This window comes from Ignavibacteriota bacterium (assembly GCA_016218045.1).
Taxonomy (GTDB): Bacteria; Bacteroidota; Ignavibacteria; order SZUA-365; family SZUA-365; genus JACRFB01.
In genome coordinates this window covers 24097-49808 of record JACRFB010000041.1, presented here as the reverse complement: position 1 = coordinate 49808, position 25712 = coordinate 24097, and the positions used below count along the sequence as shown (strand labels likewise).

At 61.9% G+C, this 25712-nt stretch carries 23 protein-coding genes and 2 tRNA genes; all 25 read left to right on the top strand.

Features of this window, described 5'->3' with window-relative positions; all coding sequences use genetic code 11:
* Positions 1-25: 25 nt before the first annotated feature.
* The 25 genes from rpsT to HY962_11085 all read left to right on the top strand — a co-directional run bounded on the left by rpsT (position 26) and on the right by HY962_11085 (position 25672).
* A complete protein-coding gene (gene rpsT, locus HY962_11205) occupies positions 26-280 on the top strand; it encodes a 30S ribosomal protein S20 (protein MBI5647488.1) in 255 nt (84 codons plus the stop codon).
* A 227-nt stretch (positions 281-507) separates the two neighbouring features.
* On the top strand, positions 508-1818 hold the full coding sequence (locus HY962_11200) for an HlyC/CorC family transporter (protein ID MBI5647487.1): 1311 nt from the start codon (positions 508-510) through the stop codon (positions 1816-1818).
* Positions 1819-1911: 93 nt separating this feature from the next.
* Positions 1912-2841: a PrsW family intramembrane metalloprotease gene (locus HY962_11195; protein ID MBI5647486.1), complete on the top strand. Its 930-nt coding sequence runs from the start codon at positions 1912-1914 to the stop codon at positions 2839-2841.
* A gap of 6 nt (positions 2842-2847) precedes the next feature.
* Entirely contained in the window at positions 2848-3807 is a 960-nt protein-coding gene (locus tag HY962_11190) for a PrsW family intramembrane metalloprotease (protein MBI5647485.1), read from the top strand.
* Between the two features lie 249 nt (positions 3808-4056).
* Positions 4057-5220, top strand: coding sequence for a UDP-N-acetylglucosamine 2-epimerase (non-hydrolyzing) (gene wecB, locus HY962_11185; GenBank protein MBI5647484.1), 1164 nt, complete (start codon positions 4057-4059; stop codon positions 5218-5220).
* Complete coding sequence (locus HY962_11180) at positions 5210-6355, top strand: glycosyltransferase family 4 protein (protein ID MBI5647483.1); 1146 nt, start codon at positions 5210-5212, stop codon at positions 6353-6355. Before wecB ends, HY962_11180 begins: the two co-directional genes overlap by 11 nt.
* A complete protein-coding gene (dusB, locus tag HY962_11175) occupies positions 6352-7386 on the top strand; it encodes a tRNA dihydrouridine synthase DusB (GenBank protein MBI5647482.1) in 1035 nt (344 codons plus the stop codon). The genes HY962_11180 and dusB overlap by 4 nt, the downstream gene beginning before the upstream one ends.
* A 134-nt stretch (positions 7387-7520) precedes the next feature.
* A complete protein-coding gene (locus tag HY962_11170) occupies positions 7521-7802 on the top strand; it encodes a hypothetical protein (protein ID MBI5647481.1) in 282 nt (93 codons plus the stop codon).
* Positions 7803-8189: 387 nt separating this feature from the next.
* The gene (locus HY962_11165) at positions 8190-8648 is read left to right on the top strand and encodes a LysM peptidoglycan-binding domain-containing protein (GenBank protein MBI5647480.1); all 459 of its coding nucleotides are present in this window, start codon (positions 8190-8192) and stop codon (positions 8646-8648) included.
* Between the two features lie 112 nt (positions 8649-8760).
* Complete coding sequence (locus HY962_11160) at positions 8761-9735, top strand: PhoH family protein (GenBank protein MBI5647479.1); 975 nt, start codon at positions 8761-8763, stop codon at positions 9733-9735.
* Positions 9722-9901, top strand: coding sequence for a hypothetical protein (locus tag HY962_11155; protein MBI5647478.1), 180 nt, complete (start codon positions 9722-9724; stop codon positions 9899-9901). The genes HY962_11160 and HY962_11155 overlap by 14 nt, the downstream gene beginning before the upstream one ends.
* A gap of 87 nt (positions 9902-9988) precedes the next feature.
* Positions 9989-11056 (top strand): peptide chain release factor 2, encoded by a 1068-nt coding sequence (prfB, locus tag HY962_11150; protein MBI5647477.1) that lies wholly within the window; start codon positions 9989-9991, stop codon positions 11054-11056.
* Between the two features lie 15 nt (positions 11057-11071).
* The gene (locus tag HY962_11145; GenBank protein ID MBI5647476.1) at positions 11072-12286 is read left to right on the top strand and encodes an ABC transporter permease; all 1215 of its coding nucleotides are present in this window, start codon (positions 11072-11074) and stop codon (positions 12284-12286) included.
* 3 nt (positions 12287-12289) lie between these two features.
* A complete protein-coding gene (locus tag HY962_11140; protein MBI5647475.1) occupies positions 12290-13507 on the top strand; it encodes an ABC transporter permease in 1218 nt (405 codons plus the stop codon).
* 88 nt (positions 13508-13595) lie between these two features.
* Positions 13596-14297, top strand: a complete 702-nt coding sequence (locus HY962_11135; protein MBI5647474.1) for an ABC transporter ATP-binding protein — start codon at positions 13596-13598, stop codon at positions 14295-14297.
* Positions 14298-14327: 30 nt separating this feature from the next.
* Positions 14328-14603, top strand: a complete 276-nt coding sequence (locus HY962_11130) for a hypothetical protein (GenBank protein MBI5647473.1) — start codon at positions 14328-14330, stop codon at positions 14601-14603.
* A 110-nt stretch (positions 14604-14713) separates the two neighbouring features.
* Positions 14714-17479, top strand: a complete 2766-nt coding sequence (locus HY962_11125) for a DUF2723 domain-containing protein (GenBank protein MBI5647472.1) — start codon at positions 14714-14716, stop codon at positions 17477-17479.
* A gap of 69 nt (positions 17480-17548) precedes the next feature.
* Positions 17549-18487, top strand: a complete 939-nt coding sequence (locus HY962_11120) for an SDR family oxidoreductase (GenBank protein MBI5647471.1) — start codon at positions 17549-17551, stop codon at positions 18485-18487.
* A 305-nt stretch (positions 18488-18792) separates the two neighbouring features.
* Positions 18793-18865: transfer RNA gene (locus HY962_11115), tRNA-Cys, on the top strand.
* A 24-nt stretch (positions 18866-18889) separates the two neighbouring features.
* A tRNA-Leu gene (locus HY962_11110) sits at positions 18890-18975 on the top strand.
* Between the two features lie 63 nt (positions 18976-19038).
* Entirely contained in the window at positions 19039-20670 is a 1632-nt protein-coding gene (locus HY962_11105) for an SLBB domain-containing protein (protein MBI5647470.1), read from the top strand.
* Positions 20667-21902: a hypothetical protein gene (locus HY962_11100; protein ID MBI5647469.1), complete on the top strand. Its 1236-nt coding sequence runs from the start codon at positions 20667-20669 to the stop codon at positions 21900-21902. Before HY962_11105 ends, HY962_11100 begins: the two co-directional genes overlap by 4 nt.
* 15 nt (positions 21903-21917) lie before the next feature.
* Entirely contained in the window at positions 21918-23453 is a 1536-nt protein-coding gene (locus HY962_11095; GenBank protein ID MBI5647468.1) for a hypothetical protein, read from the top strand.
* A complete protein-coding gene (locus HY962_11090) occupies positions 23450-24715 on the top strand; it encodes a flippase (protein ID MBI5647467.1) in 1266 nt (421 codons plus the stop codon). The genes HY962_11095 and HY962_11090 overlap by 4 nt, the downstream gene beginning before the upstream one ends.
* A 3-nt stretch (positions 24716-24718) precedes the next feature.
* Positions 24719-25672 (top strand): glycosyltransferase, encoded by a 954-nt coding sequence (locus HY962_11085; protein ID MBI5647466.1) that lies wholly within the window; start codon positions 24719-24721, stop codon positions 25670-25672.
* Positions 25673-25712 lie beyond the last annotated feature (40 nt).

Sequence of the window (25712 nt, the reverse complement as noted above, 5' to 3'; positions counted from 1 at the left end):
TGTTTTTCTTTCATTCAGGAGCGGTATGCCTCAACATAAGTCTGCAGAGAAACGCGTCAGGACTGCGTCGCGCAAGCGCGCGCGGAACCGTCAGTACAAGACGCGCATGAAGAACATGATCAAGGAGCTTCGCGACACGAAGCAGAAGGAACAGGCGGCAGAGCTGTACAAGAAGGTCTCGTCCATGCTCGACCGTATCGCCACGAAAGGTATCATCCACACGAACACCGCGGCGCACAAGAAGTCCAAGCTGGCGAAGTTCGTTCAGGGCCTTTCCTGATACCTGCCGCCGGTTCACAAGGAGCCGGCGGAAGGTCGGCGGCGCGTCGACCGTCCGGAGTTTTCTCCACGTGCACGACGAATCCCACCCAAGACCAGGCATACAGCGGCGCGGTGACGCGTCGCTTGCTGTCTTTTATGCGCCCACACTGCAGGGAGCAGCGTTATGACGGATGCGACACGCACCGTCGCGGATTGTGACGCCGCCACTGTCCGGCGGGAACACGCATGACCTCGAATCCCGTGATTGACGCACTCCTTTTTGCGGGGGGCGTGATCATCTCCATGCTTATTGCCGCGGGGGAAGTGGCTCTGGACGCCGTGTCACGCGCACGTCTCGAGGAACTCGCGGAAGAGGGGCGCCACAGGGCGTCGACCTGCCTGCGACTGAAAGCCGAACAGGAAAGTGTGCGCGGCGCGGTGCAGATCGCGACCACATTTATACTCTTCCTCACCGCCTTTATCGGGGCGTATCACCTCGACGCGTGGATGGCCTCGCTCGAGCTGGGTTCCGAGACGTGGTGGCTGCATCCCGCGACACGCATCGGTGTGGCCGTGATGACGGCGGCCGTCATGACCGGCCTGTCGCTGGTACTCATTTCACTGTTCGCCAAGGCGCTCGGTTCGCATTATCCCGAACGTGTGGCATTGCGGAGCGCGCCGCTGCTGCATCTGCTGACACGGCTGTTCCGCATTCCGCAGCGGTTGCTGACCCTTTCGGCCAACATGCTGCTGCGCCCGTCGGGCCACACCGCGCAGTTCAGCGATGCCGTGATGTCGGAGGAAAACATCATGGACATGCTCGAAGAGGGCACCAAGGCCGGCGTGCTCGACAAGACGGAACACGAACTGATCGAGAGCATCCTGAGCTTCACCGACAAGACTGCGCGCGAAATCATGATACCGCGCAAGGACGTCGTGGCGGTGGATTACGAGATGGCTCCGGGCGCGATTCTCGAACGTGTGGTGCAGGAGGGGTTCACACGTATGCCCGTGTACCGCGGATCCCTCGACAACATCATCGGCGTGATTTACGCGAAGGATGTGGTGAGTCTCATCGAGCATCAGAACATCATCATTCTGCAGGACATCATCCGTCCCCCGTTTTTTGTGCCGGACACAAAACCCATATCGGATCTGCTTCGAGACTTCCAGCGCAAGCGCATACATCTCGCGGTGGTGGTGGACGAATTCGGCGGCACCGAGGGCATCATCACACTCGAGGACATACTCGAAGAGATCGTCGGCGACATCCGCGACGAATACGACGAGGAGAGCAGGACCTACGACATGCTGCCCGACGGCATCGAGGTCGAGGGACGCATGACCATTTCCGACTTCAACGACGTGGCGCCGTTCGCAATACCTGAGAGCGACGAATACGACACCGTCGGCGGATTCATCACCAAGGTGATGGGGCGTATCCCCGAAGGGCCCGACCGCGCGAGCTGGCATGCCGTCGAAATCGAGATACTGATCGTCAACGAACGGCGCATCGAACGCGCGCGCCTGACACGCGCGGTCCTTACCGAAGAGTAAGTCCCCGACGGTGCGGCAACAGGGCCGGATGTTTTTGCCGGCACATTTCCCTATTTTGCGCCGCACCATTTTTTCCAACATCACCAGCTATCCATGCTCGCACTGGCCTCCCTCGTCTTTGCAGTCGTCCCCATGCTCCTGTACCTGTGGATCATCTGGATGATGGACCGTTACGACCGCGAACCCATCGGGCTCGTGGCCGCGAATTTTGCCTGGGGCGCGTTCGGCGCGATTTTTTTTGCCATCGTTTTGAGTCTGTTCACATCGGCGATGCTCGGGACAGGTGATTTTCTTGACGCCATACTTGTGGCGCCGCTGGTGGAGGAGCCCGCCAAGGCCGTGTTCCTGCTCTTCACCGTGCGCAGCCGCCATTTCGACAACATGACCGACGGACTCGTGTACGGCATGGCCATCGGCCTCGGCTTCGGCATGACCGAGAACTTCATGTACTTCCTCGGCGCCGCGTCGACAGGGGAGTGGGTCGTCCTCGTCGTGGTGCGCACCCTGTTTTCGGCCGTGATGCACGCACTCGCGACGGGCATCGTCGGCGCGTTTTTCGGACTCACAAAATTCCAGGTGCGCGGGTGGCGCGTGCCGCTCGGCATGCTGGGACTCGGAATCGCGATGCTCGTGCACTTCTTCTGGAATTTCACCGTCAGCGTCAACGACGCGGCCGCGGCCGGACTCGGGCTGCTCTTCATCGCGGGAAGCACCGTGGCCGTGGTGATCGTGCTGCTGCTTTCGCTTTCGTACGAGAACCGCGTGCTCCGCCGCGAGTTGATGGACGAAGCTGCGCGCGGCGTGATCCCAGAAGGACATGTGCCGTTCCTCTCGTCGAGCAGCAAACGCAAGATCCGCGGCTGGGTGCCCGAGGGCGTGGACCGCAAGCGCTACGCACAACTTGCGACACGGCTCGCGTTCCGGAAGTCGCAGGCGCGCGCCAGCACGGGCGCCGTCCTGGGAGTGCTCGAGGAAGACGTCGCGCGGCTGCGCGCCGATATCGGCCAGCTCCTCGCAACCTGAGGCGCCATGCAAGCCCTGGCCTCGCTGGTCTTCGCCGTCGTGCCCATGCTCCTGTATCTCTGGATCATCTGGGTGATGGACCGCTACGACCGCGAGCCGCTGAGCCTGCTTGCATTGAACTTTCTCTGGGGCGCGATAGGGGCGATCATCTTCGGCCTGCTGGGGAGCCAGGGGATCAAGGCGCTGCTCGGCACAACCGACCAGCAGGACGTGGTGCTCGTTGCGCCGATGATCGAGGAGTTCGCGAAAGGACTCTTCCTCCTCTACACCGCGCGTGACAGACGTTTCGACAACATCACCGACGGCGTCGTGTACGGCATGGCCATCGGACTGGGTTTCGGCATGACGGAAAACTTCCTGTACTTCCTGCACGCAAAAACAGCGGACGAGTGGGCGGAGCGTGTGATACTCCGCACATTTTACACCGCCGTCATGCACGCCATGGCGACGGGCATGTTCGGCGTGTTTGTCGGAGTGGGCAAGTACCGTTTCCGCCGCCTGCGCTGGGCTCTCGGTCCCGCGGGTATTGCCGCCGCAATCGGCATACACGCGCTCTGGAATCACTGGTCGCTGCTCGACGTGGCCGAACTGCCGATGTTTCAGGGACTGTTCATCGCGCTCGGATTGCTGGTGATACTCGCGGTGATGCAGGTCTCGCTATTCACCGAAAATCAGGTGATCCTCTCCGAACTGCTCGAGGAGGCGCGCGGCGGACTCCTGCCGCAGGTACATCTCAATTACCTGCCGTACAGCAGCAAACGGAAAATTCTCGGCTGGCTTCCGCCGTCGATAGACCGCCGCGTCTATGTGCAGCTCGCCACACGCCTCGCGTTCAGAAAGTCGCAGCTCCGGCACACACGCGGGGATGAACGCGCGCGGCTGCTCGATGAAATAGCGGGCCTGCGCGGGGAGATCGGCGCAATTCTGCGCGCCGAATCCGAATCGGACGCCGCGCGGCTGTACTGACGTTACACGTTACACGTATCCACGTTACAAGTTGCGTGTAACAATGTAGCAAAGTAGCAAAGTAGCAAGGTGGCAACGTTCGTACTTTCCACTTTCCACTTTGCCACTTTTCCACTTTGCCACTTTGCTACATCACCTTTGTGCCACGAATCCCACGTCGGCCGGTTACGTTGAGTCGCCTCTTGGACGTATCTTGTAACGATGGCGGCGGATGCCGCCGCATGTTGCACAGAGAGAATACGACCAATTATGATCCATGTACTGCTCGCTTTCGGAACGCGGCCTGAGGCCGTAAAGCTCGCTCCCGTGATTGCGGAGCTGAAGGCCCGGCCCGACGAGTTCCGCGTGAGTGTGTGTTTTACCTCACAACATCGTGAGCTTTTGCGGCAGGTGACGGACTTTTTCGGGATACGCGAGGATGTGGATCTCGACGTCATGGTGCAGAACCAGACGCTGGAGCATGTCACGTCGGCGGTGCTGACACGGTTGAAACCCGTGCTCGAGGATCTGCGACCCGATGTGCTGCTTGTGCAGGGCGACACAACCACCGTGTTCGCCGCGGCACTGGCGGCGTATTACCACCGCGTGCCCGTGGGGCATGTGGAGGCGGGGCTCCGCACATTCGACAAGTACAGTCCGTATCCCGAGGAGATGAACCGGAAACTGTGCGGCGCGCTGACGGACTTCCATTTTGCGCCGACACAACGCGCCGCCGACAATCTGCTGCGCGAGGGGCACGTGTCCTCCGACGTATACGTGACGGGAAACACCGTCGTCGACGCATTGCAGCTCGGCAGCGGCATACTCGACGCGTGGCCCGCGGGCGAACGCGCGCGACTTCTCGAGGACGCGGGCCTGTCCCAAACAACGGCCGCGCGTATCCTCGCGCGCGACATGCGCCTGATCACCGTCACGGCGCACAGGCGCGAGAGTTTCGGCGAGCCGTTCGAGCACATGTGCCTCGCCATGGCCGACATCATCGACACGTATCCCGACGTGGAAATCGTCTATCCCGTGCATCCGAATCCGAATGTGCGAAACGTGGTGGGACGTGTGCTTGCCGGCCGCGACCGCATACATCTCATCGATCCCGTCCGCTACGAGCAGTTGCTGCTGCTCATGGATTCGAGCGTCCTGTTGCTGACCGATTCCGGCGGCATACAGGAGGAGGGTCCATCGCTCGGCAAGCCCGTGCTGGTGATGCGCGAGGTGACCGAGCGCCCCGAGGGCGTGGAGGCGGGAGTGGCGGTGCTTGTGGGCACCGACCGCGCGCGCATCAGCGGACAGGTCGCGACACTGCTCGACGACCACGACGCGTACACACGCATGGTCGCGAGCGCAAATCCCTACGGCGACGGGCGCGCAAGCGCGCGCATCGCCGACATACTGCAGGCGCGGCTCGGTGGCGGCTGAGGTTCGTCCCATACGTCTCGTCTTCGACGCGCACGCCATCACGACCGCGCGTTCGGGCATCGGCGCATACTCGGTAGAGCTGTGCGCGGCACTGGCGGAGCATCACACCGCGGACGTGGAACTCCACGTCTACGCGCGCGGCCGCATCACACGCGCGCGTACACGCGCCGAACTGCTCGACGTCACCGCGGGCATCGAGGCGGGCGCGCTGTACCGGCCCGGCCATCAGCGCGAAATCCCGCGCCTCGTACAAAAAGGACAACACGATCTTTTTCATGCGCCCGACTTCCTCGCGCCGTACTTTCTCCGCGCCGTGCCGGTTGTGACCACCGTGCACGACATCGTACCGCTGGCCCTGCCCGGCATGCTCGCGCGGTCGAAGAAGACGCGGCTGCTGCCGCTGTATCGTTTGGCGGTGATGCAGGCGTTCCGGCGCAGCGCGCGCATCATCACCGTCTCGGCATTCAGCCGTTCGGAGTTCGCGCGTATACTGGGCATCGACACCTCGCGCGTGGACGTGATACACGTCGCTCCCGAGATCGCCATGTCGGGCTCGCCGTTCCCCGCGCGCCTGCGCACAGCGGCGGCGCCGGGATCGTACTTCCTGTATATCGGCAGACGTGATCCGTACAAGGGCCTCGCGTTGATGCTGCGCGCCTATGCGCGGGCATTGCGCGAGGGGCCGCTTCCGCCGCTGCTCGTCGCCGGCCCTGAAGATCCGCGCTATCCTCTGATGGAACTGGCGCGGCAGTGTGGGGTAGAGGACCGTGTGCACGCGACGGGATACCTCGAGGAATCCGAACTCTCGTCGCTGCTTGCACACGCCACCGCGCTCGTATTCCCCTCGCTCTACGAGGGATTCGGCGTGCCCCCGCTCGACGCGATGGCACACGGCGTGCCCGTGCTCAGCTCGGGCCGCGCGTCGCTGCCCGAAGTGACAGGTGACGCGGCACTCGAGGCCGATCCCGAAAACGAGGAGCAGTTCTCCGCGGCCATGCGGCGCATCGCCTCCGATGACACGCTGCGCGTCACACTCGCCGCGCGCGGGCGCACACGCGCGGCCGCATTCACATGGCAGGCGGCTGCCGCGCGGACCGTGGACGTGTACAGACGCGCGCTCGGAGGCGGAGCATGAATCTGCTCGAAACACTTGGCGTACAGGGCGGCCTGCTCCTCGCACCCATGGAGGACGTCACAGACATCTCGTTCCGGCTCTTCTGCAAGGAGTTCGGCGCGGACATGGTGTTCACAGAGTTCGTCAACGCCGACGGACTCGTCCGCAGCGCGAAACCGACCAAGACGCGCTTGAAACTCCGCATACACCCCGCAGAGAGGCCGATCGGCATACAGATTTACGGAGGCAATCTCGACACCATGCGTGAAGCCGCGCGCATTACCGAGGCGGCCGGGCCCGATGTGCTCGACATCAACGCGGGATGCTGGGTGAAAAATGTCGCGATGCGCGGCGCGGGCGCGGGACTGCTTCGCGATCTGCCCGCGATGGTCGAAATGGCCCGCACGATTGTCGGCCAGGTGCGGCTGCCCGTCACACTCAAGACGCGGCTCGGGTGGGACGTCAACTCGATCCGCATCGTGGAACTCGCGCGGATGCTCGAGGACGTGGGCATCCAGGCCCTGACAGTACACTGCCGCACGCGCGATCAGGGCCACTCGGGCGCGGCCGACTGGTCGTGGATCGAAAAAGTGAAACAGGCCGTGTCCATCCCCGTGATTCTGAACGGCGATGTGTTCACCGCCGACGATGCACGGCGCGCCTTCGACACAACCGGCTGCGATGCCGTGATGATAGCGCGTGGCGCGATCACCAATCCGTGGATATTCCGCGAGGCGCGGCACCTCATCGAGACGGGGGAACATCTCGCTCCGCCGGATTACGCGGAGCGTCTGCTCACCGCCATCCGCCACCTGCGTCTCGCCGCCGAATACAAGGGCGAACGACGCGCGGTATTCGAGATGCGCAAACATTACGCGGCATATCTGCGACACTCGCGGAATGCAAAGGCGATGCGTATGGCGCTGATGAAGCCCGAAACACTGGCGGAATCGGAGGACTTACTCTTTAGTTTCCTCTATGCCGGCGACGAGGGGCCGGATACGGGTCCGCTGCCGGAGGAAATCCCCGCAACACCCGCCTGTACCGACTAAATTCCGCTGTTTCGGGCGTCTGACGGAAAAAATAGCTTGACAGTGTCACTCCTTGTAGTTATTATTGCCGAAGCTTGAGTTACGCTTTCAATCTCATTTTCTACTTTAATAGGCCACTGAAGAGGAGGCACACAATGAAGAAACTCCGCAGCCAGGTGGTGTTGGCATTTGCCACCATCGCAATTGGTGCCGGCGTGTTGATGTCGGGTTGCACCTCGTATGCAACGCAGGAGCAGCTCGACCGCATTCGGCAATTGGAGCGGGAGATCAGTTCGCTCGAATCTTCGATCCAGAACAAACAGTCACAGATCGGATCCCTCGATCGCCAGATTTCGGCGCAGGATGCCAAGCTCGATCAGTGCGCAAAAGACAAGGAACTTGTCAAACAGCGCCTGTCGAACTGGAAGGGCATGTAACGGAAACCCGGGCATCCAAGCAAAGAAACAGGAGATCACATTATGAAACGCAATTATCTGTTTTTGACCATCGTGCTCGGTGCGCTGTTGTGCGCAACGACGCCCGCGCTGTTTGCGCAGGAAGAGGAGCGCATGACCGAGGAGCAGGCGACGGAGAAAATCCGCCAGCTTGAACTGCGGGTCGGCGAGTTGAAGCGCCAGGACGGCACCCTCGATGCGCAGTTGAACGACAAGAACAATCTGCTTCGCCAGAAGCAGGCCGACTACGAAAAGTGCATTGACGAGCTGTACGCGCTTGTCGGCGCCACCCGCGCCGATGTGGAGGCCTACGAGGCCCGTCTGCGCCGTCTCGAAAACAAGGTGTCGGAGCTTCTGCGCCTGTCCCCGATGGATCTGCTCGCCCGAAAGGCCGAAGTGGATGAAGCCGAGGAAGAGTACAAGAATCTCGCGGGCAACAAGATCAGCCTGCTTCCCGCGTTCTACGATCGCGTGCAGCGTATCGGCGAGAACATCAAGGTTCTACGCGAGACGCTGGGCAAGGCCGAGAAGACCTACACCGTCGGCACCTGGGCGAAGGACCGCGACTGTCTCTGGAACATCGCCAAGAAGCCGGACATCTACGGCGACGCATTCCGCTGGCCGAAAATCTGGCAGAAGAACCGCGAGCAGATCAAAAATCCCGACCTTATCTATCCGGGTCAGGTTCTGAAGATCCCCGCTCCGGCGCCGCTCACGCCCGAGGAAGAATCGGCCGCGCGCAAGTATTACCGCTCGAAACGCGCAGCACCGGTGAGCACAGGCGGAACGACGGATCAGCCGAAGACTCCGGAAAACGTCAACAAATAAGAGTCGCGGGCGCAGCGTCCCGCACTCCGCAGAGATATGCGGAAAAACCCTTACATTGCAACGATGTAAGGGTTTTTCTTTGCATCGAGTGAAGAACAAGGACGACGACGGCGTGGAATCCATAGAACGACGAATCAAACTGCCCGCAACGAATCTGCTCGTGCTTTTCGGCGCGAACGATTCCAATCTGCGGCTCATCGAGCAGCGCCTCGAGGTGACGATGATCGCCCGCGGCGACACCATGATACTGCGCGGCGAGGATGCCGCGGTGGATCAGGTGGAACGGATCATCAAGGAACTCATCTTTGTCGTGAACAAAACCGACACGCTCAGCGAGCGCGATGTCACGACGGTGATGGACATCATGACGAGCGGCACCGCCTTCGAGGTGTCGCCCGAAGAAGTGGACAATGTTGTCCTCTATGCGAAGCAGGACTACATCAAGGCGAAGACCGCGGGGCAGATCGCCTACATGAAGGCCGTGCGCGAGAACGACATCGTGTTTGCGATAGGACCCGCGGGAACGGGCAAGACCTACCTGGCCGTCGCGGCCGCGGTGGCCTCGCTGCGCAGGCACGAGGTGGGCAAAATCGTGCTGGCGCGTCCGGCCGTGGAGGCGGGCGAGAGTCTCGGCTTCCTGCCCGGAGACCTGCGCGAGAAAGTGGATCCGTACCTGCGGCCGCTCTACGACGCGCTCGACGACATGCTGCCGTCGGACCGTCTCAAGGCCTACATCGAAAGGCGCACGGTCGAGATCGTGCCCCTGGCCTACATGCGCGGGCGCACGCTGAACAACGCCTTCATCATCCTCGACGAGGCGCAGAACGCCACCAGTCTGCAGATGAAGATGTTCCTCACGCGCCTCGGCGGCAACTCACGCGCCATCATCACGGGCGACATCACGCAGATCGACCTGCCCTCGCGCACCACCTCGGGGCTCGTCGAAATCCGCGAGATCCTGCACAACATCGAGGGCGTGTCGTTTGTGTATTTCGACAAGGCCGACGTCGTGCGGCACAAACTCGTCAAGGACATCATCAACGCGTATGAGCGGTATCACGAGAACGACGAGCATGCCTCATCGTGAACCGGCCGGACCGCGCGGCATCGCCGCGGTGCTGCTGCTTGCGCTGTTCCTCGCGTTTGCGCCCGTGCAGCCCGCCGCGCGCACAGTCGCCTCGCCAACGCCCATCGTCGTGTACGTACTGCCCGCGGGGCCGCAACGCCGCCGCCGCCGCGTCCGGCGTTTCTGATCGACCATATTTCACAGTGACACAAAGGATGTAATCGCATGTTTGAAGAGCACAGCACCATAGCACGAACGGCGCGCCAACGAGTGAATGAACTCCGGGGGTTCCTTTGACATCGACACCAAGAAAAAGGAAATAGCCCAGTACGAGGAGCGCACACATCAGGCCGGATTCTGGGACGACAACATCGCCGCGCAGCAGGTGATGCAGCAGATTTCCGCACGCAAGGAGTGGGTCGATTTCTGGGACAAAGTGGACCGCCGCGCGAGCGACTACGAGACACTGATCGAACTCGCGGAAGAATCGCAGGACGAATCGCTCGCGGCCGACCTCGAACGCGAACGTACGGAGTTGGAGACGCTGCTCGAGGAACTCGAATTCAAGAACATGCTCTCGGGCCCCGACGACAAGCGTAACGCCATCATCACCATCCATTCCGGCGCGGGCGGCACGGAGTCGCAGGACTGGGCCGACATGCTCCGCCGCATGTATGTGCGCTATTGCGAACGCCTCGGTTTCGAGGTGTCGCTCGTCGACGAACTCGAGGGCGAGGGCGCGGGCATCAAGAGCGCCACGATGGAAATCACCGGACCGCACGCATTCGGCTATCTGAAATCCGAAATTGGCGTGCATCGGCTTGTGCGCATCAGTCCCTTCGACGCCAACAAGCGCCGCCACACCTCCTTCGCGTCGGTGTTCGTCTATCCCGAGGTGGACGACGAGATCGTGATCGACATCAATCCGGCCGACCTGAAGTTCGACACCTTCCGCAGCGGCGGCAAGGGCGGTCAGAACGTGAACAAGGTGGAGACGGCCGTGCGAGTCACACACGTGCCCTCGGGCATAGTGGTGGCCTGCCAGCAGGAACGTTCGCAGCATCAGAACCGCGCCACGGCGATGAAGCTGCTCATGTCGCGCCTCTATCAGCTCGAGCGCGAGAAAGAGGCCACGCGCCTCGCCGCCATCGAGGATTCGAAGAAAAAGATCGAGTGGGGCAGCCAGATCCGCTCCTACGTGTTCCAGCCCTACACCATGGTGAAAGATCACCGCACGGGCGTCGAGACCAGCGACGTCCACGGCGTGATGGACGGGCAGCTCGACGCGTTCGCAAAGGGCTACCTGCTGAAATTCGGCAACGCTGTCGCACTCATGTCGTAACCGGACGCGCATCACATGTCCTTTGTCTCCTTCGTCGCCGGACGCACGTTGCGCGCGCGGAAAGTCTCGCGCTTCCTGTCGTTCATGACCCTGGTCGCCACCGGCAGCGTGGCCCTCGGCACAGCGGCGCTGATCATCACCTTCTCCATCCTTGAGGGTTTCGAACGCGAGCTGCGCCTGAACATCACCGGTGTCGCGGCGCATGTGCAGGTCGGCACCTTCCGCAACACCCTGGTGGACGACACACCCGCGACATCCGCGGCGCTCGCGGCCGTGCCGAACGTGGCGCGCGCCTCGCAGTACCTGCAGCGCGAGGCCATACTGGTCACGGGCGATAATATCGACGGCGTGCTCGTAAAGGGTCTCGCCCGCACGCGCGACCTCTCGCAGCTCCGCGCGCGCCTCGTCGACGGTGCCTTCACACTCGATACATTGAACGGCAAGCCCGCCCTTATGATGGGCAGGCGGCTTGCTGCGCGGCTCGGACTGCAGGTGGGCGACCGGCTCGTGCTGGTCGGTGTCACCGATCCCGAGCGGCTCCTCGAAGCACCGAAGATGCAGTACACAATAGCGGGCATGTACGAAACGGGCATGGCCGAGTATTTCGACGATCTGTACGTCTTTGTCGGACTCGGCGCGGCGCAGCGGCTGTTCCTCGCTCCCGGTCAGATCAACGGCTACGACGTGCAGTGCGACACACTCGAGGCGGCCGAACACACCGCGCTGCAGATAGGGCGCGCGCTCGGGTATCCCTTCGATCCGCAGTCGATCTTTTCGCTGTACAGAAATCTCTTTGTATGGATCGACCTGCAGCAGGAACTGATTCCCATCGTGGTGGGATCGCTGATAGTGGTGTCGGTATTCAACATCATCGCAACCCTGCTGCTGCTTGTCATCGAAAAAACATCCGACATCGGCATCCTGGTTGCACTGGGCGCTTCGAAGCGCAGCGTACGGAACATATTCACGGCGCAGGGATTTTTCATCGGCCTCGCGGGATCGGTGATCGGATCGGTGATCGCCCTGGCACTGCTGCTGGCGCAGATGCAGTTCCGTTTCTTCAGTCTGCCGCAGGACGTGTATTACATGACCACGGTGCCGGTGCGGCTCACGCTGCCAATATTCCTCGTGCCCGCCTTCGCGGCGATGCTGCTGTCGACACTCGCCTCGCTCGTGCCCGCCTGGCTCGCATCGCGACTCAATCCGATCACGTCGATACGTTTCCGCTGAGCCGTGTCCGTCGAACGATTCATAGCACGCCGCTACCTGCTGGGCAAAAAACGCTTCAGCTTCATCAACATCATCTCGCTGCTCGCCACGCTGGGCATCGCGTTCGGCGTCGCCGCGCTGATCGTGGTCATGGCGGTGTTTAACGGATTCAACACGCTGGTGGTGTCGATCCTGCAGGACGTCGATCCCCATCTCAAGATCGAGCGCGTGCCGGGTGGAAAGGGCCGCGGCACCGTCGAAGTGGCGGCGCTGCTCGACGCGGGCAAGGGGAGTCTGGTATGGTCGCCCTATGTCGAACGCAAAGCGATGGCTGTGGCGAAGGAGTACAGCAATTTCATCTGGGTGAAGGGATATGATCCGGCGCGTGTCGACAGCGTCTCGGGCATTCGCCGCAAGGTGATACTGGGCCGTTCCATCATACACGAGCCGAACGGCGTGCTGCTCGGGCTCACGCTGGCCGACCGGTTGCGTATCTCCGTCGGCGACACCATCACGCTGATAAGTCCGGCAGGCATGGAGGCGATGCTGACGCAGGTCGTGACGCCGACCATATTTCGTTGCCCCGTCGTCGGCCTGTTCGATTCGAAGAACAAGGTGTACGATGCATCGTACGTGTTCATGCGTCTCGGGGAGGCCACCGAGTTTTTCCGCGGCGGGGAGACCGGCTCAGGCTTCGAGCTGCGTTTCGACGATATAGCCCGCAGCGAGAGCGAAGGCGCGCGCTTGCGGGGGGTGCTGGGCGAGGGCTGGAACGTGCTCACCTGGTACGATCTGCACCGCGATCTGTACTCCGTCATGTCCATCGAGCGATGGAGCGCCTTCGTGCTGCTCGGAGTTATCATCGCTGTGGCGGTGTTCAACATTCTCGCCTCGCTCACCATGCTTGTGATCGAGAAGAAGCGCGACATCGGCATCTTGCGCGCGCTCGGCATGGAACAGTCGCGCATACAGCGCCTGTTCCTGCTGCAGGGAATATGGATCGGTGTCGCGGGTGTGACAGCGGGTCTCTGCATCGGGCTTGCTCTCGCGGGTTTGCAGCAGCAGTTCGGACTCGTGCGCCTCGACTCGGCATTTATCATTCCCGCCCTGCCTGTCGAGATACGCGCCTCCGACATCGTCCTCATCGTGGGCGCCACATTCGCGCTGTGCCTGCTCGCCGCCTGGTGGCCGGCGCGCCGCGCCCGACGCGTCGAGATCATCGACGCCGTGCGCTGGGAGTGACGCCCGTGTCAAGGACCATTTTCTGCGATACGGCCGTCATTGCTTCGCGTCGTGAACCCTTGCTATCTTGCTATTCTTTTACCTTCCGATGAACGATCCGATCCTGACAACACGCGACGTCTGCAAATCCTATGCCTCGGGAACGAGCGCGCAGGCCGTTTTGCGGGACGTGTCGTTCTCGCTGCAGCGCGGCTCCATCACGGCCATCGTGGGCGTGAGCGGGGCGGGGAAGAGCACGCTGCTGCACATACTCGGGACGTTGGACCGTCCCGACAGCGGATCCGTCACACTTGCGGGCACCGACGTGTTCGGTCTGCCCGACACCGAGCTGGCGCGCTTCCGCAACAGACATCTCGGCTTTGTATTCCAGTTCCACCATCTGCTCCCCGAGTTTACCGCACTCGAGAACGTGTTCCTTCCGTCATTGATCGCGGGGGAAACGCGGCAGCGCGCAGAGCAGCGCGCGATGGATCTGCTGGCGCGCGTCAAGGTCGATCATCGCGCACATGCGCGGCCGGCCCAGCTCTCCGGCGGCGAGCAGCAGCGCGTGGCCGTCGCGAGGGCGCTTGTGAACGAGCCGGATCTGGTTCTCGCCGACGAGCCGTCGGGCAATCTCGACGAGGAGAACGCCGCGGCCCTGCACGAACTCATACGCGGACTCAGCCGCGAGAGCGGGCGCAGTTTTGTGATCGTCACGCACGACGAGACGCTGGCCGGCATGGCCGACGACGTGTACCGCCTGCACGACGGTGCACTGGCGCGGCGGCAATCAACAGCAAAAAATTCGTAACACACCGCATACCCTTATTTCGGAGTGACCATGGCAAAAGTGAATCCCCTCCAGGCCAGGAAAAAAGTGCGCAAGGGCGCCTTCATTCAGGAACTCGAGCTTCCGCAGCGTCTCAATTACGTGATCATCGGCATCGGGATACTGACGATCATTCTCGGGTACATCGTGATGGCCGCGGGCGACGACATCAACGCGCTCTCGGTCACCATCTCGCCGCTGATCCTGTTCCTCGGCTACTGCGTGATCGTGCCGATCGGCATCATCTACCGACGTCCGCAGGAAAACAAACAGGACGCGAAGCCCTGAGACACAGTGTTTCCGCGCCGACGTCCCACGAGGGACGGCGCGCAGTCGCCGGCGCGGTGCCGGCCTCACACACGATTTCGCACGATTCAAATTCATAATTCAGAGCAGCCATGAAATTCCCTGTTCTTCACCGCATCGCCGCGTTTTTTGTGTTCGCGTTCTCCTCGGTCGTGTTTCTCATGACCGTGGCTCCGACGCTCTCATTCTGGGACTGCGGCGAGTTCATCACAGCCGCCGTCACGATGGGTGTACCGCATCCGCCGGGAGCGCCGATGTTTCAGCTCATCGGGCGCATGTTCTCGTTCCTGCCGTTCGGGGACCTCGGCTTCCGCGTGAACTTGATGTCGACATTCTCCAGCTCCTTCACCGTGCTGTTTGTGTATCTCGTGAGCATGCGCCTGATGCGCCTCTGGCACGGAGATCCCCAGACCACCGGCAAGGCGCTGCTGATGATCCTCTCCGCCAGCATCGGCGCGCTGATCCTTTCGTTCAGCGACACGTTCTGGTTCAACGCGAGCGAGGCCGAAGTGTACGGCATCGGCATGTTCTTCATCTCGGTCACCGTGTGGATTGCGCTCGAATGGTATGCCCACGCCGGCGTGTTCGATTCCGAGAGGTCGCTGCTGCTCATCGCCTACATCATGGGACTCAGCATCGGCGTGCATCTTCTGTCGCTGCTCGCGCTGTTCTTCGTGTTTTTTGTGATCTACTTCCGCGACCGCGACCGTGTGGACATGAACGTGAAGAGCATTCTGGCGTTTGTGGGACTGATGGCGGCGGGATTTTTTGTGGTGTACCCCGGCATCGTGAAATACCTGCCGAAGCTGCTTTCGAGCACGGGCGGTCTGCTCTTCGTGATCGTGCTCATCGCCGCGATGATCGCCGTCGTCTCCGCGAAGAAATGGAATCCGCATCTGCGCATGGGTCTGCTCGGAGCGCTGCTCGTGGCGCTCGGTTACTCGACGTACGCGATCGTCCCTATTCGCGCGAACGATTCACCCGCGCTGAATGAAAACGCGCCGACAAATCTTGCCATCCTGTACAGTTACCTCAATCGTGAGCAGTACGGCGATTATCCGCTGTTGCGTGGCTCGACGTATGACAACTCGCTGCAGAACATCAATTTCGCGACAAAAAAATTCCTTCCGCGCCGCTGGAATCCCGAAAGTGTGGATGCGTACAAGAATTACTCGAGCGATTTCGAATACATGATGTCGTTCCAGTTCGGAAAGATCTACATGCGGTATTTCCTCTGGAACTTCGTGGGCCGCGCGGGCGATCTGCAGGACGCACCCGTGGTGTTTATGGGTGACGCGGGCGACTGGTCGGAAAGCCCCGGCTATCCGAACCGGTATTACGCCATCCCGCTGCTGCTCGGACTGATCGGCATGTTCTACCACTTCCGGAAGGATTGGAAAACCGCCACCAGCACCACCGTGCTTTTCCTCATGACAGGTGTCGGACTCGTCATCTACTTCAACATGGCCGAACCGCAGGTGCGCGAGCGCGACTACTTCTTCGTGGGTTCGTTCTATGTGTTCGCCATCTGGGCGGGACTCGCGGCCTTCGGCATCTGGGACATGCTCCGTTCCAAAGTGTCGGTGCCTGAAGTGGGCGGTCTGCTGCTCGCGGGCGCGCTGCTGGTTGTGGGTCCGGGCAACATGCTGAAGCAGAACTATCAGACACACGACCGTCATCACAACTACGTCGCGTACGACTACGCGTACAATCTCCTGCAGTCCTGCGACCAGGACGCCATCCTCTTCACAGGCGGCGACAACGACACCTTCCCCGTCTGGTACCTGCAGTATGTTGCGGGCATCCGCCGCGACGTGCGAGTGGTGAACCTGAGTCTGGTGAACACCAACTGGTACGCCTTGCAGCTCAAAAACGAGCGGCCCTACGGGGCGAAGGCGGTGTCGCTGTCGTTCAGCGACGAGCAGTTGAACCGCATGGAACCGCTGGCGTGGGAGACGACCACCGTCGAGATCCCGATCAATCCCGCCACGATCAGCCGCGCGTGGATGGAAGACATGCCCGCCGCAAAGGGTTTGGCGCTGCCGACCAGTTTCGCGTGGACGGTCTCGCCGCAATGGCGGGATGCACGCGGAACCAACGGTCTGCGGAATCAGGATCAGATGATCCTCGACATCGTGCGCAACAACATCAATTCGCGCCCGATCTACTTCGCCCTCAGCACCGCGCCGTCGGATCGTCTCGGCCTCGATCCGCACCTGGTTGTGGAAGGACTGTGCGCGCGTGTCACGCCGTTCAGTTTCCCGACGCAGTCGTACCGCTACTATCCGGCGATGAACGTCCCTGTGACCATCAAACATCTCACGAATCTGGCCGCGGAAGCCGACAGCAACCGCGCCTTCGGTTTCATGTTCCGCGAGCTGAACAATCCCGACATCAACCTCGACGAGGCGAGTTCGAAGATGATTTACAGCTTCCGCCTCCTCTACATGGAACTCGCCAAGGCGGTGTACCAGGAGTCGGGTGACAAGGCGACGGCCGACCGCGTGCTCCAGAAAATGGAGGAAGTGATGCCCGAGGCATTACACGAGATGAACGGAGAAATCCGCACGCAGCTCGCCCTTACATATTTTGTGACGAAGAACAACGAGAAGGCCGTGGCGATGACCGCCGAGGTCGAGAAGTTCATGATGCCCGACGTCGAGAAGTTCATCATGGGCGACCAGTCCAACCGCAACGCGATGTCGATACTGCTGAACCTGTATTATCAGACCGGTCAGTTCGACAAGGGCATAGCCCTGTTGCGCAAGTATCAGCAGCGCAACAACGATCCGAGCGTCGAGGCCGAGATATCGACCTGGCAGGCGCAGCAGACCGTGCGCATGCCGAAGGATTCCTGACACACGCGCGTCCGCGCCCCGCAGGGGGGCGCGGACGTCCGACATCCCCCACAACAAATCCACAGCGCTATGCCACGCACGCTTATCACCGGCGGCGCCGGTTTTCTCGGCAGCCATCTCTGTGAACGCCTTCTTGCCGAGGGGCATGAGGTTGTCTGCATGGACAATCTCATCACCGGCGACATGGACAACATCGCGCATCTTCTCGGCACCGACGGCTTCCGCTTCGTGAAGCACGACGTGACCGAGTACGTGTACGTGGAGGGTCCGCTCGACTACATCCTGCACTTCGCCTCGCCCGCGAGTCCCATCGACTACCTCAAGCTGCCGATACAGACGTTGAAGGTCGGGTCGCTCGGCACACACAAGGCGCTCGGTCTTGCAAAGGCGAAGAAGGCGCGTTTCCTCATCGCGTCGACCTCAGAGGTATACGGCGACCCGGAAATTCATCCGCAGGTCGAATCGTATTGGGGCAACGTGAATCCCATCGGACCGCGCGGGGTGTACGACGAGGCGAAACGATTCGCCGAGGCCATGACGATGGCATACCACAGTCATCATGGCGTGGAAACGCGCATCGTGCGCATCTTCAACACCTACGGCGAGCGCATGCGCATCAACGACGGCCGCGCGATTCCCGCCTTCATGTCGCAGGCCATACGCGGCGAGGATGTGACCGTGTTCGGTGACGGCAGCCAGACGCGCAGCGTGTGTTACGTGACGGATCTCGTCGACGGCATCTACCGTCTTTTGCTCTCCGATTATCACATGCCCGTAAACATCGGCAATCCCGACGAACTCACGATGCTGCAGCTTGCGGAGGAAGTGCTCGACGTGCTCGGATCCACGAGCCGTATCGTGTTCGAACCGCTGCCGGTTGACGATCCGAAGGTGCGTCAGCCCGACATCACCCTGGCGCGCACCCTGCTCGGCTGGGAGCCCCGTGTGCAGAGGCGGGAAGGGCTGGAACGCACGGCGAACTATTTCCGCGCGAAACTGGGGGAGTGAGGATCGTGAAGGGGTAAAGGCGTAAAGGGGTAAAGGGGGAACACGTGACAGGTGACACGGCGCGCGGTGAAACTCTGAGTTTGGCTGAGGCGTTAACCCTCACCCAGGCCCTCCCGTTTCGTGAGAGGGTGACTGATCTATTCTAGGCGGTGTTTATTGGCCGATGCCGTGGGTGTTGACATGGAAGTGAAATGTGGAAAGTAGCAATGTAGCAGAAAGACGTGGCCCAGACTCGCCCGTTCCCCGTTCCCCGTTTACGCGATTTTGCTCTATCCGCAAAGGTGTCGTATATTGGTTGACCATTCGGCGACGTACCCAAGTGGCTAAGGGGGCGCTCTGCAAAAGCGCTATGCATCGGTTCGAATCCGATCGTCGCCTCAAACCCGCGTGACCCGAGAGGATGCCGGGGTGGCGAAATAGGCAGACGCGAAGGACTTAAAATCCTTTGGATTGGAAAATCCGTGCGGGTTCAAGTCCCGCCCTCGGTACGAGAGAAGCCCTGAAGAAACTGCGTTCCACACATGCGCGATGATACGGCCGACTGCGGAGACATGACACACGTCCTACGGCACACGCGCATGTATTTCCGCGCCGCGCTCTGCGCGGCCGTGTTGTTGTGTCTTGCGGGTCAGCAGGCGGGTGCGCAGTACATCCCGGGCTATGAGCGAAAGAACAAGGAGCCCGAGAAACCCGAAAGCTCACAGCAGGAATTTCCGCTGACCGCCGTCGAGGTTGCGGTGAACGATTCCACCTACGTGGTGGGACCGACGGACCAGCTCAATTTCTCGATCTTCGCCGACCGCTTTTACTCCTACGACGTCGTGGTGAGTTCCAACGGTTGGATCGTCATTCCTCTCGTTGGTGAAGTGTACGTGAAGGACAAGACGCTGGCGCAGGTGGCAGCGCTCTCGAGGCGTTCCATCGACGGCGTGTTCCGCAACGCGCAGCTCACCGTGAGTTTGATCCGCGCGCGGCAGATAAAAGTATCGGTGACCGGCGCGGTAAAGACGCCCGGCGTTGTGACCCTGCCCGCGACCGCGCGTGTATCCGAAGCGCTGCTCCTTGCCGGAGGCATCGTACGCGACACCACCGCGCTGCGCGGCATCACCGTGCATCGCGGCAATCAGGTCCTGCGCGCGGATCTGAAGGCCTATCTGCGCAACGCCGAGACAGCCGGCAACCCCTTCCTGATGGGCGGCGACATCGTCCATTTCCCGCGCATCGACCAGCGCGTCGGTGTATTCGGCGCGGTGAATTACGAGGGGCACATTGATTTCCAGGAAGGCGACCGCCTGTACGATTATCTGCGACTGGCGGGCGGACTGCGCTCGTCGGTGTATCTCGACAGCGTGCAGATCGTGCGTTTCAAACCCGACAATCAGAACACCGAGACCTTCTACCTGAACATCACCGGATATCCGGAGAATCAGGAGTCGAATATCGTGATGAAGGCGAGCGACCTCGTTCTGGTCCGCGCCGTACCGAAATACCAGTATCACCGGCTCGTCGTGGTGCGCGGCGAGGTGATGTATCCCGGCACGTACTCGATTGTGCGCGGCTCGACGCGGCTCACCGATCTCATCCGGAAGGCCGGCGGATTCACGCCCGACGCGTCGCTGGAAGAGGCGAGTGTGACCCGCGCGCGCGACGAGAACGAGCGCGACATGGAGTATGAACGCCTCGAGAAGATCAATCCCGCCGACATGCGCGAGGACGAATACGAGTACTTCAAGGCCCGCTCGCGCGAGCGTGTCGGCCAGATGGTCGTGGACTTCAAACGTCTTTTCCTCGAGGGTGCGCAGGAAGAGGACATCATCCTGCAGGACAAGGACGTCATCGAAGTGCCGGTGTTGAAGAACTTTGTGCGTGTCATCGGGCGCGTGAACAATCCGGGCAACATCATTTTCCGCCGCGGCTGGAATTTCCTCCAGTACATCGACGCCTGCGGCGGTTACGGCTGGCGCGCCGACGACGGCGACGTGCGTGTCGTGAAGGCCCGCACCGGCGAGCTTGTGGATGCCGAGGACGTGGGCAGCTACGCCCTCGAGCCCGGCGACACCATCTGGGTGCCCGAAGTGCCGAAGACCAAGTTCTGGGAGGCCGCATTCACGGCGCTCGGCATTTTGAGCCAGATCGCGGGCATCGTGGGCATCGTGATCGCACTATCGAATGTGAGCAGATGAGCGACGACGTCCGGCAACACGACAGCACGTCACAGCCCCGTCACGGCGGCGCACACGCGCTTGCCGCATTCTGGCACCTGCTGCGCGCGGAGCGCCGCACCATCGCGCGCATCACCGCCGCGACCGTGGTGCTCGCCACGGCCTACGCCTTCATCATGCCGCACACGTACTCGTCCACCGTCTCGATCTTCCCGCCGAAAAAAGAGGAACGCGGACTCGGCCTTGCCGACATGCTCTCGGGCGGCGCGATGGAGATGTTCGATCTCGGCGCAACACTCGGTTTCGGCGGGCGTCCCTCGGACATGTTCGTAAAAATCCTTTCGAGCCGCACCGTATCGGACTCGATCATCCTGCGCCACCACATGCAGGAATTTTTCGGCATCTCCGAAAGCCAGTCGTGGCGTCTCGCGGCCACACCGCTGAAGGACGCAACAACCATCGATCCCACGAAGGACGGCATGATCACGGTCACCGTGTCGCTGTCCACCTCGCATTTCCCCTCCGATGAGGAGATCGACAGTGTCAAGCGCAAGGCCGCCGACATCGCCAACGACTACGTGCGCTACCTAGACATCGTGAACCGCGAGAAGCTTGTGTCATCGGCAAAAAATTCGCGGCTCTTCATCGAGGAGCAGTTGAAACGCACGACGGGTGATCTCGCCACCGCCTACTCCGATCTTGTCGCCTATCAGGAAAAGAACCGCGCGCTCATGGTCGACAAACAACTCGACGCTCTTGTGGCGACGGCCGGCGCATTAAAGCTGCAACTGACCGAGGCGAGCACCGAGCTGGGCATCGCCCGGCGCGACCTGCGCAGCGAGAGCCGCACCGTGCGCGAACTCGAGTCGACAGTCGAGGAACTGCAGAAACAGTACGACCGGCTCAGCGCGGGCGGGAGCGACAAGGACTTCGTGCTGGCCTTCGGAAAACTGCCCAAGGTGGCGCGCGATCTTTCGCTGCTCGTGCGCCGCGTGAAGATCCTCGAGGAAGTCAACGCCTACCTGAACAAGCAGTACTACAAGGAACGCGTGCAGGAAGCGCGGGATCTTCCCACCGTGCAGGTGCTCGACCGCGCCATTCCCGCATGGCAGCGCACCGCGCCCAAACGCGCGCAATGGGCGCTGATGTCGCTGGTGCTCGGCCTCGTCGGCTCCGTGGCTTTTGTTGTCGCGCGCGAAACGCGGCGCACGCTTCGTGCGCGTCGCGACGCAACGCGGACGCGCGGCACCTAGCCGGAGCGCGTCGGCATGAGAGCGCACACACTCACGGGCGCCCTGCGCGCGGCGCTTCCGCGGTCGGTGTTCACCGCGGAAGTTGCGATGATCGCCGCGCTGACCGCCGTCGCCATTCTTTTCGGTTCCGCCATCATCCGGCAGCCGCTGTACGCGTTCGCCTTCGCGGCCTTTATCGGACTCGCGGTCGCGATCGTGTGGTATCCGCGTGTTGCCGTTGCTGCGGCATTATCCTTCCTCGTGTTGGTCGAGGAATTCGAACTGAGCAGCACCGAAGCGTTTTTCGAGAGCGGCATTTCCAAATCCATACTCGCGCTGCGCATCGCGGGTGTGAGTTTCCCCGACGCACTGACGTTGATCTTTCTGGTCCCGGCGATGATCCGCGTCTGGCACGACTGGCGCGTGTCGGGTACACCCGTTCTGCGGCCGCTCGACCGTCTCTTTCTTCCGATACTTCTCGTGTACGCCTGGGGCGCGGTGATGGGGCTGTTTCATTACCTGACGCCGAGCCATTTCAGTTGGGAGGCGCGCGACATCATCACCATCATCGCCTGGTATTTCGTCGTGTCGCGCACCTTCTCCACGCGCCGGGACGTGGTGCTCGTGATCGCGGTGATACTGCTCACCTTCTCCGCAAAATCCCTGCTCTTCGCGTATCGCGCCGTTGCGGGCGAGGGACTCTTTTACGGTTTCGATTTCTATCGCCGCGCGCTCGGTTCCGACGTGCCCATGACAGCGCTGCCGCTGGTGACACTCATTGGCATTTCCGTGCTTGTGAAGGATCCGCCGCGCTGGTTCCGCGTGCTGATCATCGGGCTCATCGGCTACTGGAGCGTCTGGTTCGTCGGGTCGCTCGGACGCGCCACGTATCTCGCGGCCGCTCTGGCGATGGTTTCCATCTTCCTGCTCATGCGCCGGCAGGTGCGTCCCGTACACGTGCTGCTGCCGCTCGGCGCGGCCGTGGTGGGCGGACTCGGCTACTACTGGCTCATACTCACGGAGGCGAACCGCGCGCTCGTCTCGAACATGATCGGCACCAGCATCAACTGGGTGGACGCGATCATGCTCTACGAGGACAAATCGATGGGTCAGCGCGTGATGGAGATCATGAACATCAGCGAGACGCTGTCGCGCGGCAACGCGTGGCTGTGGGGCCTCGGCTGGGGCGCGCCGTGGGAGGAACTCGTGGTGCATCATCCCGTCGATGTCGCCTCGTTCGAGCACATGGAAGCCGTGCGCGGCATCCACACTTCGGCGCATATCGACGCGGTGTATTACCTCCTGAAGGTGGGCATCGCCGGCACGACGATTCTGTATATTGCCTATATGCGCTTTGTGCGCACGGCGATGCGTCTGTTCCATCGCGAGAGCGACATGTTCGTCAAGGCGGCCATGCTGGCCATCATCGCGATGATCCTGATATTCCTCCCGAACTTCGTGTACTTTCTCAAACTCAAAATACTCCTCGGCGCCGCGTTCGGCTGCCTGTGCATACTTGACCGCGCGCCGGAGGTGTCGCCCGCGCCGATGACGGAGCGGCCGTCCGCATGAGTGTGCAGACCATTCCCGCAGCGGCCGACAGCGGCCTTTCGCGCCGCATACTCGGCAACATGTCGGCGCTGATGGTCGCGCAAATCCTGTACCGTGCCGTGTCGCTGGTGCTGTCGGTGGTGCTGACCCGTTACCTCGGCGTGACAGAACAGGGACTGTACGGCCTGTCGCTCAACGTCATCGCGATGTTCAGCGCCTTCGCCGACCTCGGCATATCCACACTCGTCATCCGCGACATGAATCAGGACCGCGGGACGGCGAGCGGACTCGTCTCGACCTATTTCGGCACGCTGCTCGTCGCGAATCTCCTGCTCAGCGCCGCGGCCATCCTCGCCGCGTTTATCATCGGGTACGAGACGCGTGTCATCGCGACCATCGCGCTGCTCGCCATCGGGATGTTGTTCACCGGCACCGCGTCGGCATTTCACGCCGCGTTGATCGGCAGGGAGCGCATGAAACGCGTCGCGTCGCTCGAGGCCGTTGTGACCGTTGTCATCGCCGCGGGCATGCTCTCGGTGATCGCGCTCGGCGGAGGCATCGTCAGTCTCGGAATCGTCTCGGCCGTGTCGGGCCTCGCGCGTTTTCTGATATTCGGGCGCAATGCGCGCCGCCTGTTTCCTGAATTACGTTTTGTCTTCGACGCGGCGCGCACACGCGCAATGCTCGTCCGGGGCCTGCCGTTTACACTCAACGTGGGTTTGTACGTGATACTCACGAAGATCGACGTGCTGCTGCTCGAGAGCCGTGTGTCACCGGAATCCCTCGGCCTCTATTCCGCCGCGACACGCCTGACGTTTCCGCTGACCATGCTTTCGATGATGACCGCCACCGCGGTGTTCCCCGTGCTGTCGCGCACGATCCGGGAGTCGTCCGACACCGCCTTCGCGATAGTGCGCCGCGCAATGCGCTGGCTGGGGCTCATCGGATTCGGCATCGCAACCGTGATCACGCTTGCGAGTCCATCGATCGTGTCGCTCGCCTACGGGCCCGCCTTCGCACCCGTCTCCGACCTGCTTCGCATTCTGATCTGGTACATCCCGATTTTCTACTTCTACCAGGTGGTGGGAGATCTGCTTGTGGCGGCTGATAAGGTGTGGGCGGTTGTGCGCGTCAGTGCCGCGATTCTTGTGGTGAACATCGTGGCGAACCTGCTGCTGATCCCCGTGTACGGAGCAACGGGATCAGCGATGACGCTGGTCGGCTGCGAATTCCTTCGCTGCGCCGGCCTACTCGTGACGGCGCGCAGAACCCTATCGTTCTGAATCATGTCCCGGCCGGTTCTTCCCGTGTCGCTGTGCCTGACCACGCTGAACGAGGCGCGGAGCATCACCGCATTTTTCGATTCGGTGAGAGAACAGACCGCGTTGCCGGCGGAGATTGTTGTGTGCGACGGCGGATCACGCGACGGCACCGCCGACCTGGTTGAGACCGAGCGTCTCGACGGCGTCGACATCACCGTGCTGCGCGCGCCGGGCTCAAACATCGCGCGAGGCCGCAACCTCGCGATCGAGGCCGCGCGGCATGAATGGATCGCCGTGAGTGACGCGGGGTGTACACTCGCTCCCAACTGGCTCGATCGTTTAACTGCTCCGCTTCGCGCGGGCGCCACGTTCGCGGCGGGCGGGTACGAACTCCGCGCGGAGACGCCGTTCGAGCGCGCCGCGGCGGCGGCGGAACTGGACATCGAACGGGTGGACCCGGCGGAGTTCCTGCCGTCGAGCAGGTCCGTCGCCTTCCGCAAAGGCGCATGGCGGGACGCGGGCATGTATCCCGAGGAACTTACCTTTGCGGGCGAGGACACCGCGTTCTGTATCAACGCGCGGGCCGCGGGTCACACGATCGTGCCGGCCCTCGACGCGCGCGTGTACTGGCGGCCGCGGTCGAATCTGCGCGCCTATGTGCGCCAGCACCGCCTCTACGGCTATGGCGACGCCGAGGCGCGGAATAAAGGACGTGTCTATCTGAAAATAGCGGTAAAATTCCTGCTCGCAGCCGCGGCGCTGCTCGCTGCCTGTTTCGACCCGCGCCTGATTGTGCTTTCGCTTGCCGGTCTGCTCCTCTACGCCGTACATCTCGGCCGCATCTACCGTTGGAGCGCCATTCCGCTCCCGCGCGCGGCGGCCGCCTGCGTGTTGATTATGGTCAAGGAAGGGAGTCTCCTGGCCGGTTATCTGCAGGCCGTGATACACGGAGCTTTCCGGCGGCAGTCGGGGCGCTGAGGCGCCGGACGGGGTGCCGTGACAGTGCGGGCGCGGTCCG

What these genes read in the sequence shown, in the direction of transcription:
- HY962_11085 (MBI5647466.1), top strand. Translation starts at nt 24,719, where the DNA reads ATGTCCCGGCCGGTTCTTCCCGTGTCGCTGTGCCTGACCACGCTGAAC.
- prfB (MBI5647477.1), top strand. Translation starts at nt 9,989, where the DNA reads ATGAACTCCGGGGGTTCCTTTGACATCGACACCAAGAAAAAGGAAATA.
- dusB (MBI5647482.1), top strand. Translation starts at nt 6,352, where the DNA reads ATGAATCTGCTCGAAACACTTGGCGTACAGGGCGGCCTGCTCCTCGCA.
- HY962_11190 (MBI5647485.1), top strand. Translation starts at nt 2,848, where the DNA reads ATGCAAGCCCTGGCCTCGCTGGTCTTCGCCGTCGTGCCCATGCTCCTG.
- HY962_11125 (MBI5647472.1), top strand. Translation starts at nt 14,714, where the DNA reads ATGAAATTCCCTGTTCTTCACCGCATCGCCGCGTTTTTTGTGTTCGCG.
- HY962_11105 (MBI5647470.1), top strand. Translation starts at nt 19,039, where the DNA reads ATGACACACGTCCTACGGCACACGCGCATGTATTTCCGCGCCGCGCTC.
- HY962_11200 (MBI5647487.1), top strand. Translation starts at nt 508, where the DNA reads ATGACCTCGAATCCCGTGATTGACGCACTCCTTTTTGCGGGGGGCGTG.
- HY962_11090 (MBI5647467.1), top strand. Translation starts at nt 23,450, where the DNA reads ATGAGTGTGCAGACCATTCCCGCAGCGGCCGACAGCGGCCTTTCGCGC.
- HY962_11100 (MBI5647469.1), top strand. Translation starts at nt 20,667, where the DNA reads ATGAGCGACGACGTCCGGCAACACGACAGCACGTCACAGCCCCGTCAC.
- HY962_11155 (MBI5647478.1), top strand. Translation starts at nt 9,722, where the DNA reads ATGCCTCATCGTGAACCGGCCGGACCGCGCGGCATCGCCGCGGTGCTG.
- HY962_11095 (MBI5647468.1), top strand. Translation starts at nt 21,918, where the DNA reads ATGAGAGCGCACACACTCACGGGCGCCCTGCGCGCGGCGCTTCCGCGG.
- wecB (MBI5647484.1), top strand. Translation starts at nt 4,057, where the DNA reads ATGATCCATGTACTGCTCGCTTTCGGAACGCGGCCTGAGGCCGTAAAG.
- rpsT (MBI5647488.1), top strand. Translation starts at nt 26, where the DNA reads ATGCCTCAACATAAGTCTGCAGAGAAACGCGTCAGGACTGCGTCGCGC.
- HY962_11130 (MBI5647473.1), top strand. Translation starts at nt 14,328, where the DNA reads ATGGCAAAAGTGAATCCCCTCCAGGCCAGGAAAAAAGTGCGCAAGGGC.
- HY962_11135 (MBI5647474.1), top strand. Translation starts at nt 13,596, where the DNA reads ATGAACGATCCGATCCTGACAACACGCGACGTCTGCAAATCCTATGCC.
- HY962_11170 (MBI5647481.1), top strand. Translation starts at nt 7,521, where the DNA reads ATGAAGAAACTCCGCAGCCAGGTGGTGTTGGCATTTGCCACCATCGCA.
- HY962_11165 (MBI5647480.1), top strand. Translation starts at nt 8,190, where the DNA reads ATGGATCTGCTCGCCCGAAAGGCCGAAGTGGATGAAGCCGAGGAAGAG.
- HY962_11195 (MBI5647486.1), top strand. Translation starts at nt 1,912, where the DNA reads ATGCTCGCACTGGCCTCCCTCGTCTTTGCAGTCGTCCCCATGCTCCTG.
- HY962_11120 (MBI5647471.1), top strand. Translation starts at nt 17,549, where the DNA reads ATGCCACGCACGCTTATCACCGGCGGCGCCGGTTTTCTCGGCAGCCAT.
- HY962_11145 (MBI5647476.1), top strand. Translation starts at nt 11,072, where the DNA reads ATGTCCTTTGTCTCCTTCGTCGCCGGACGCACGTTGCGCGCGCGGAAA.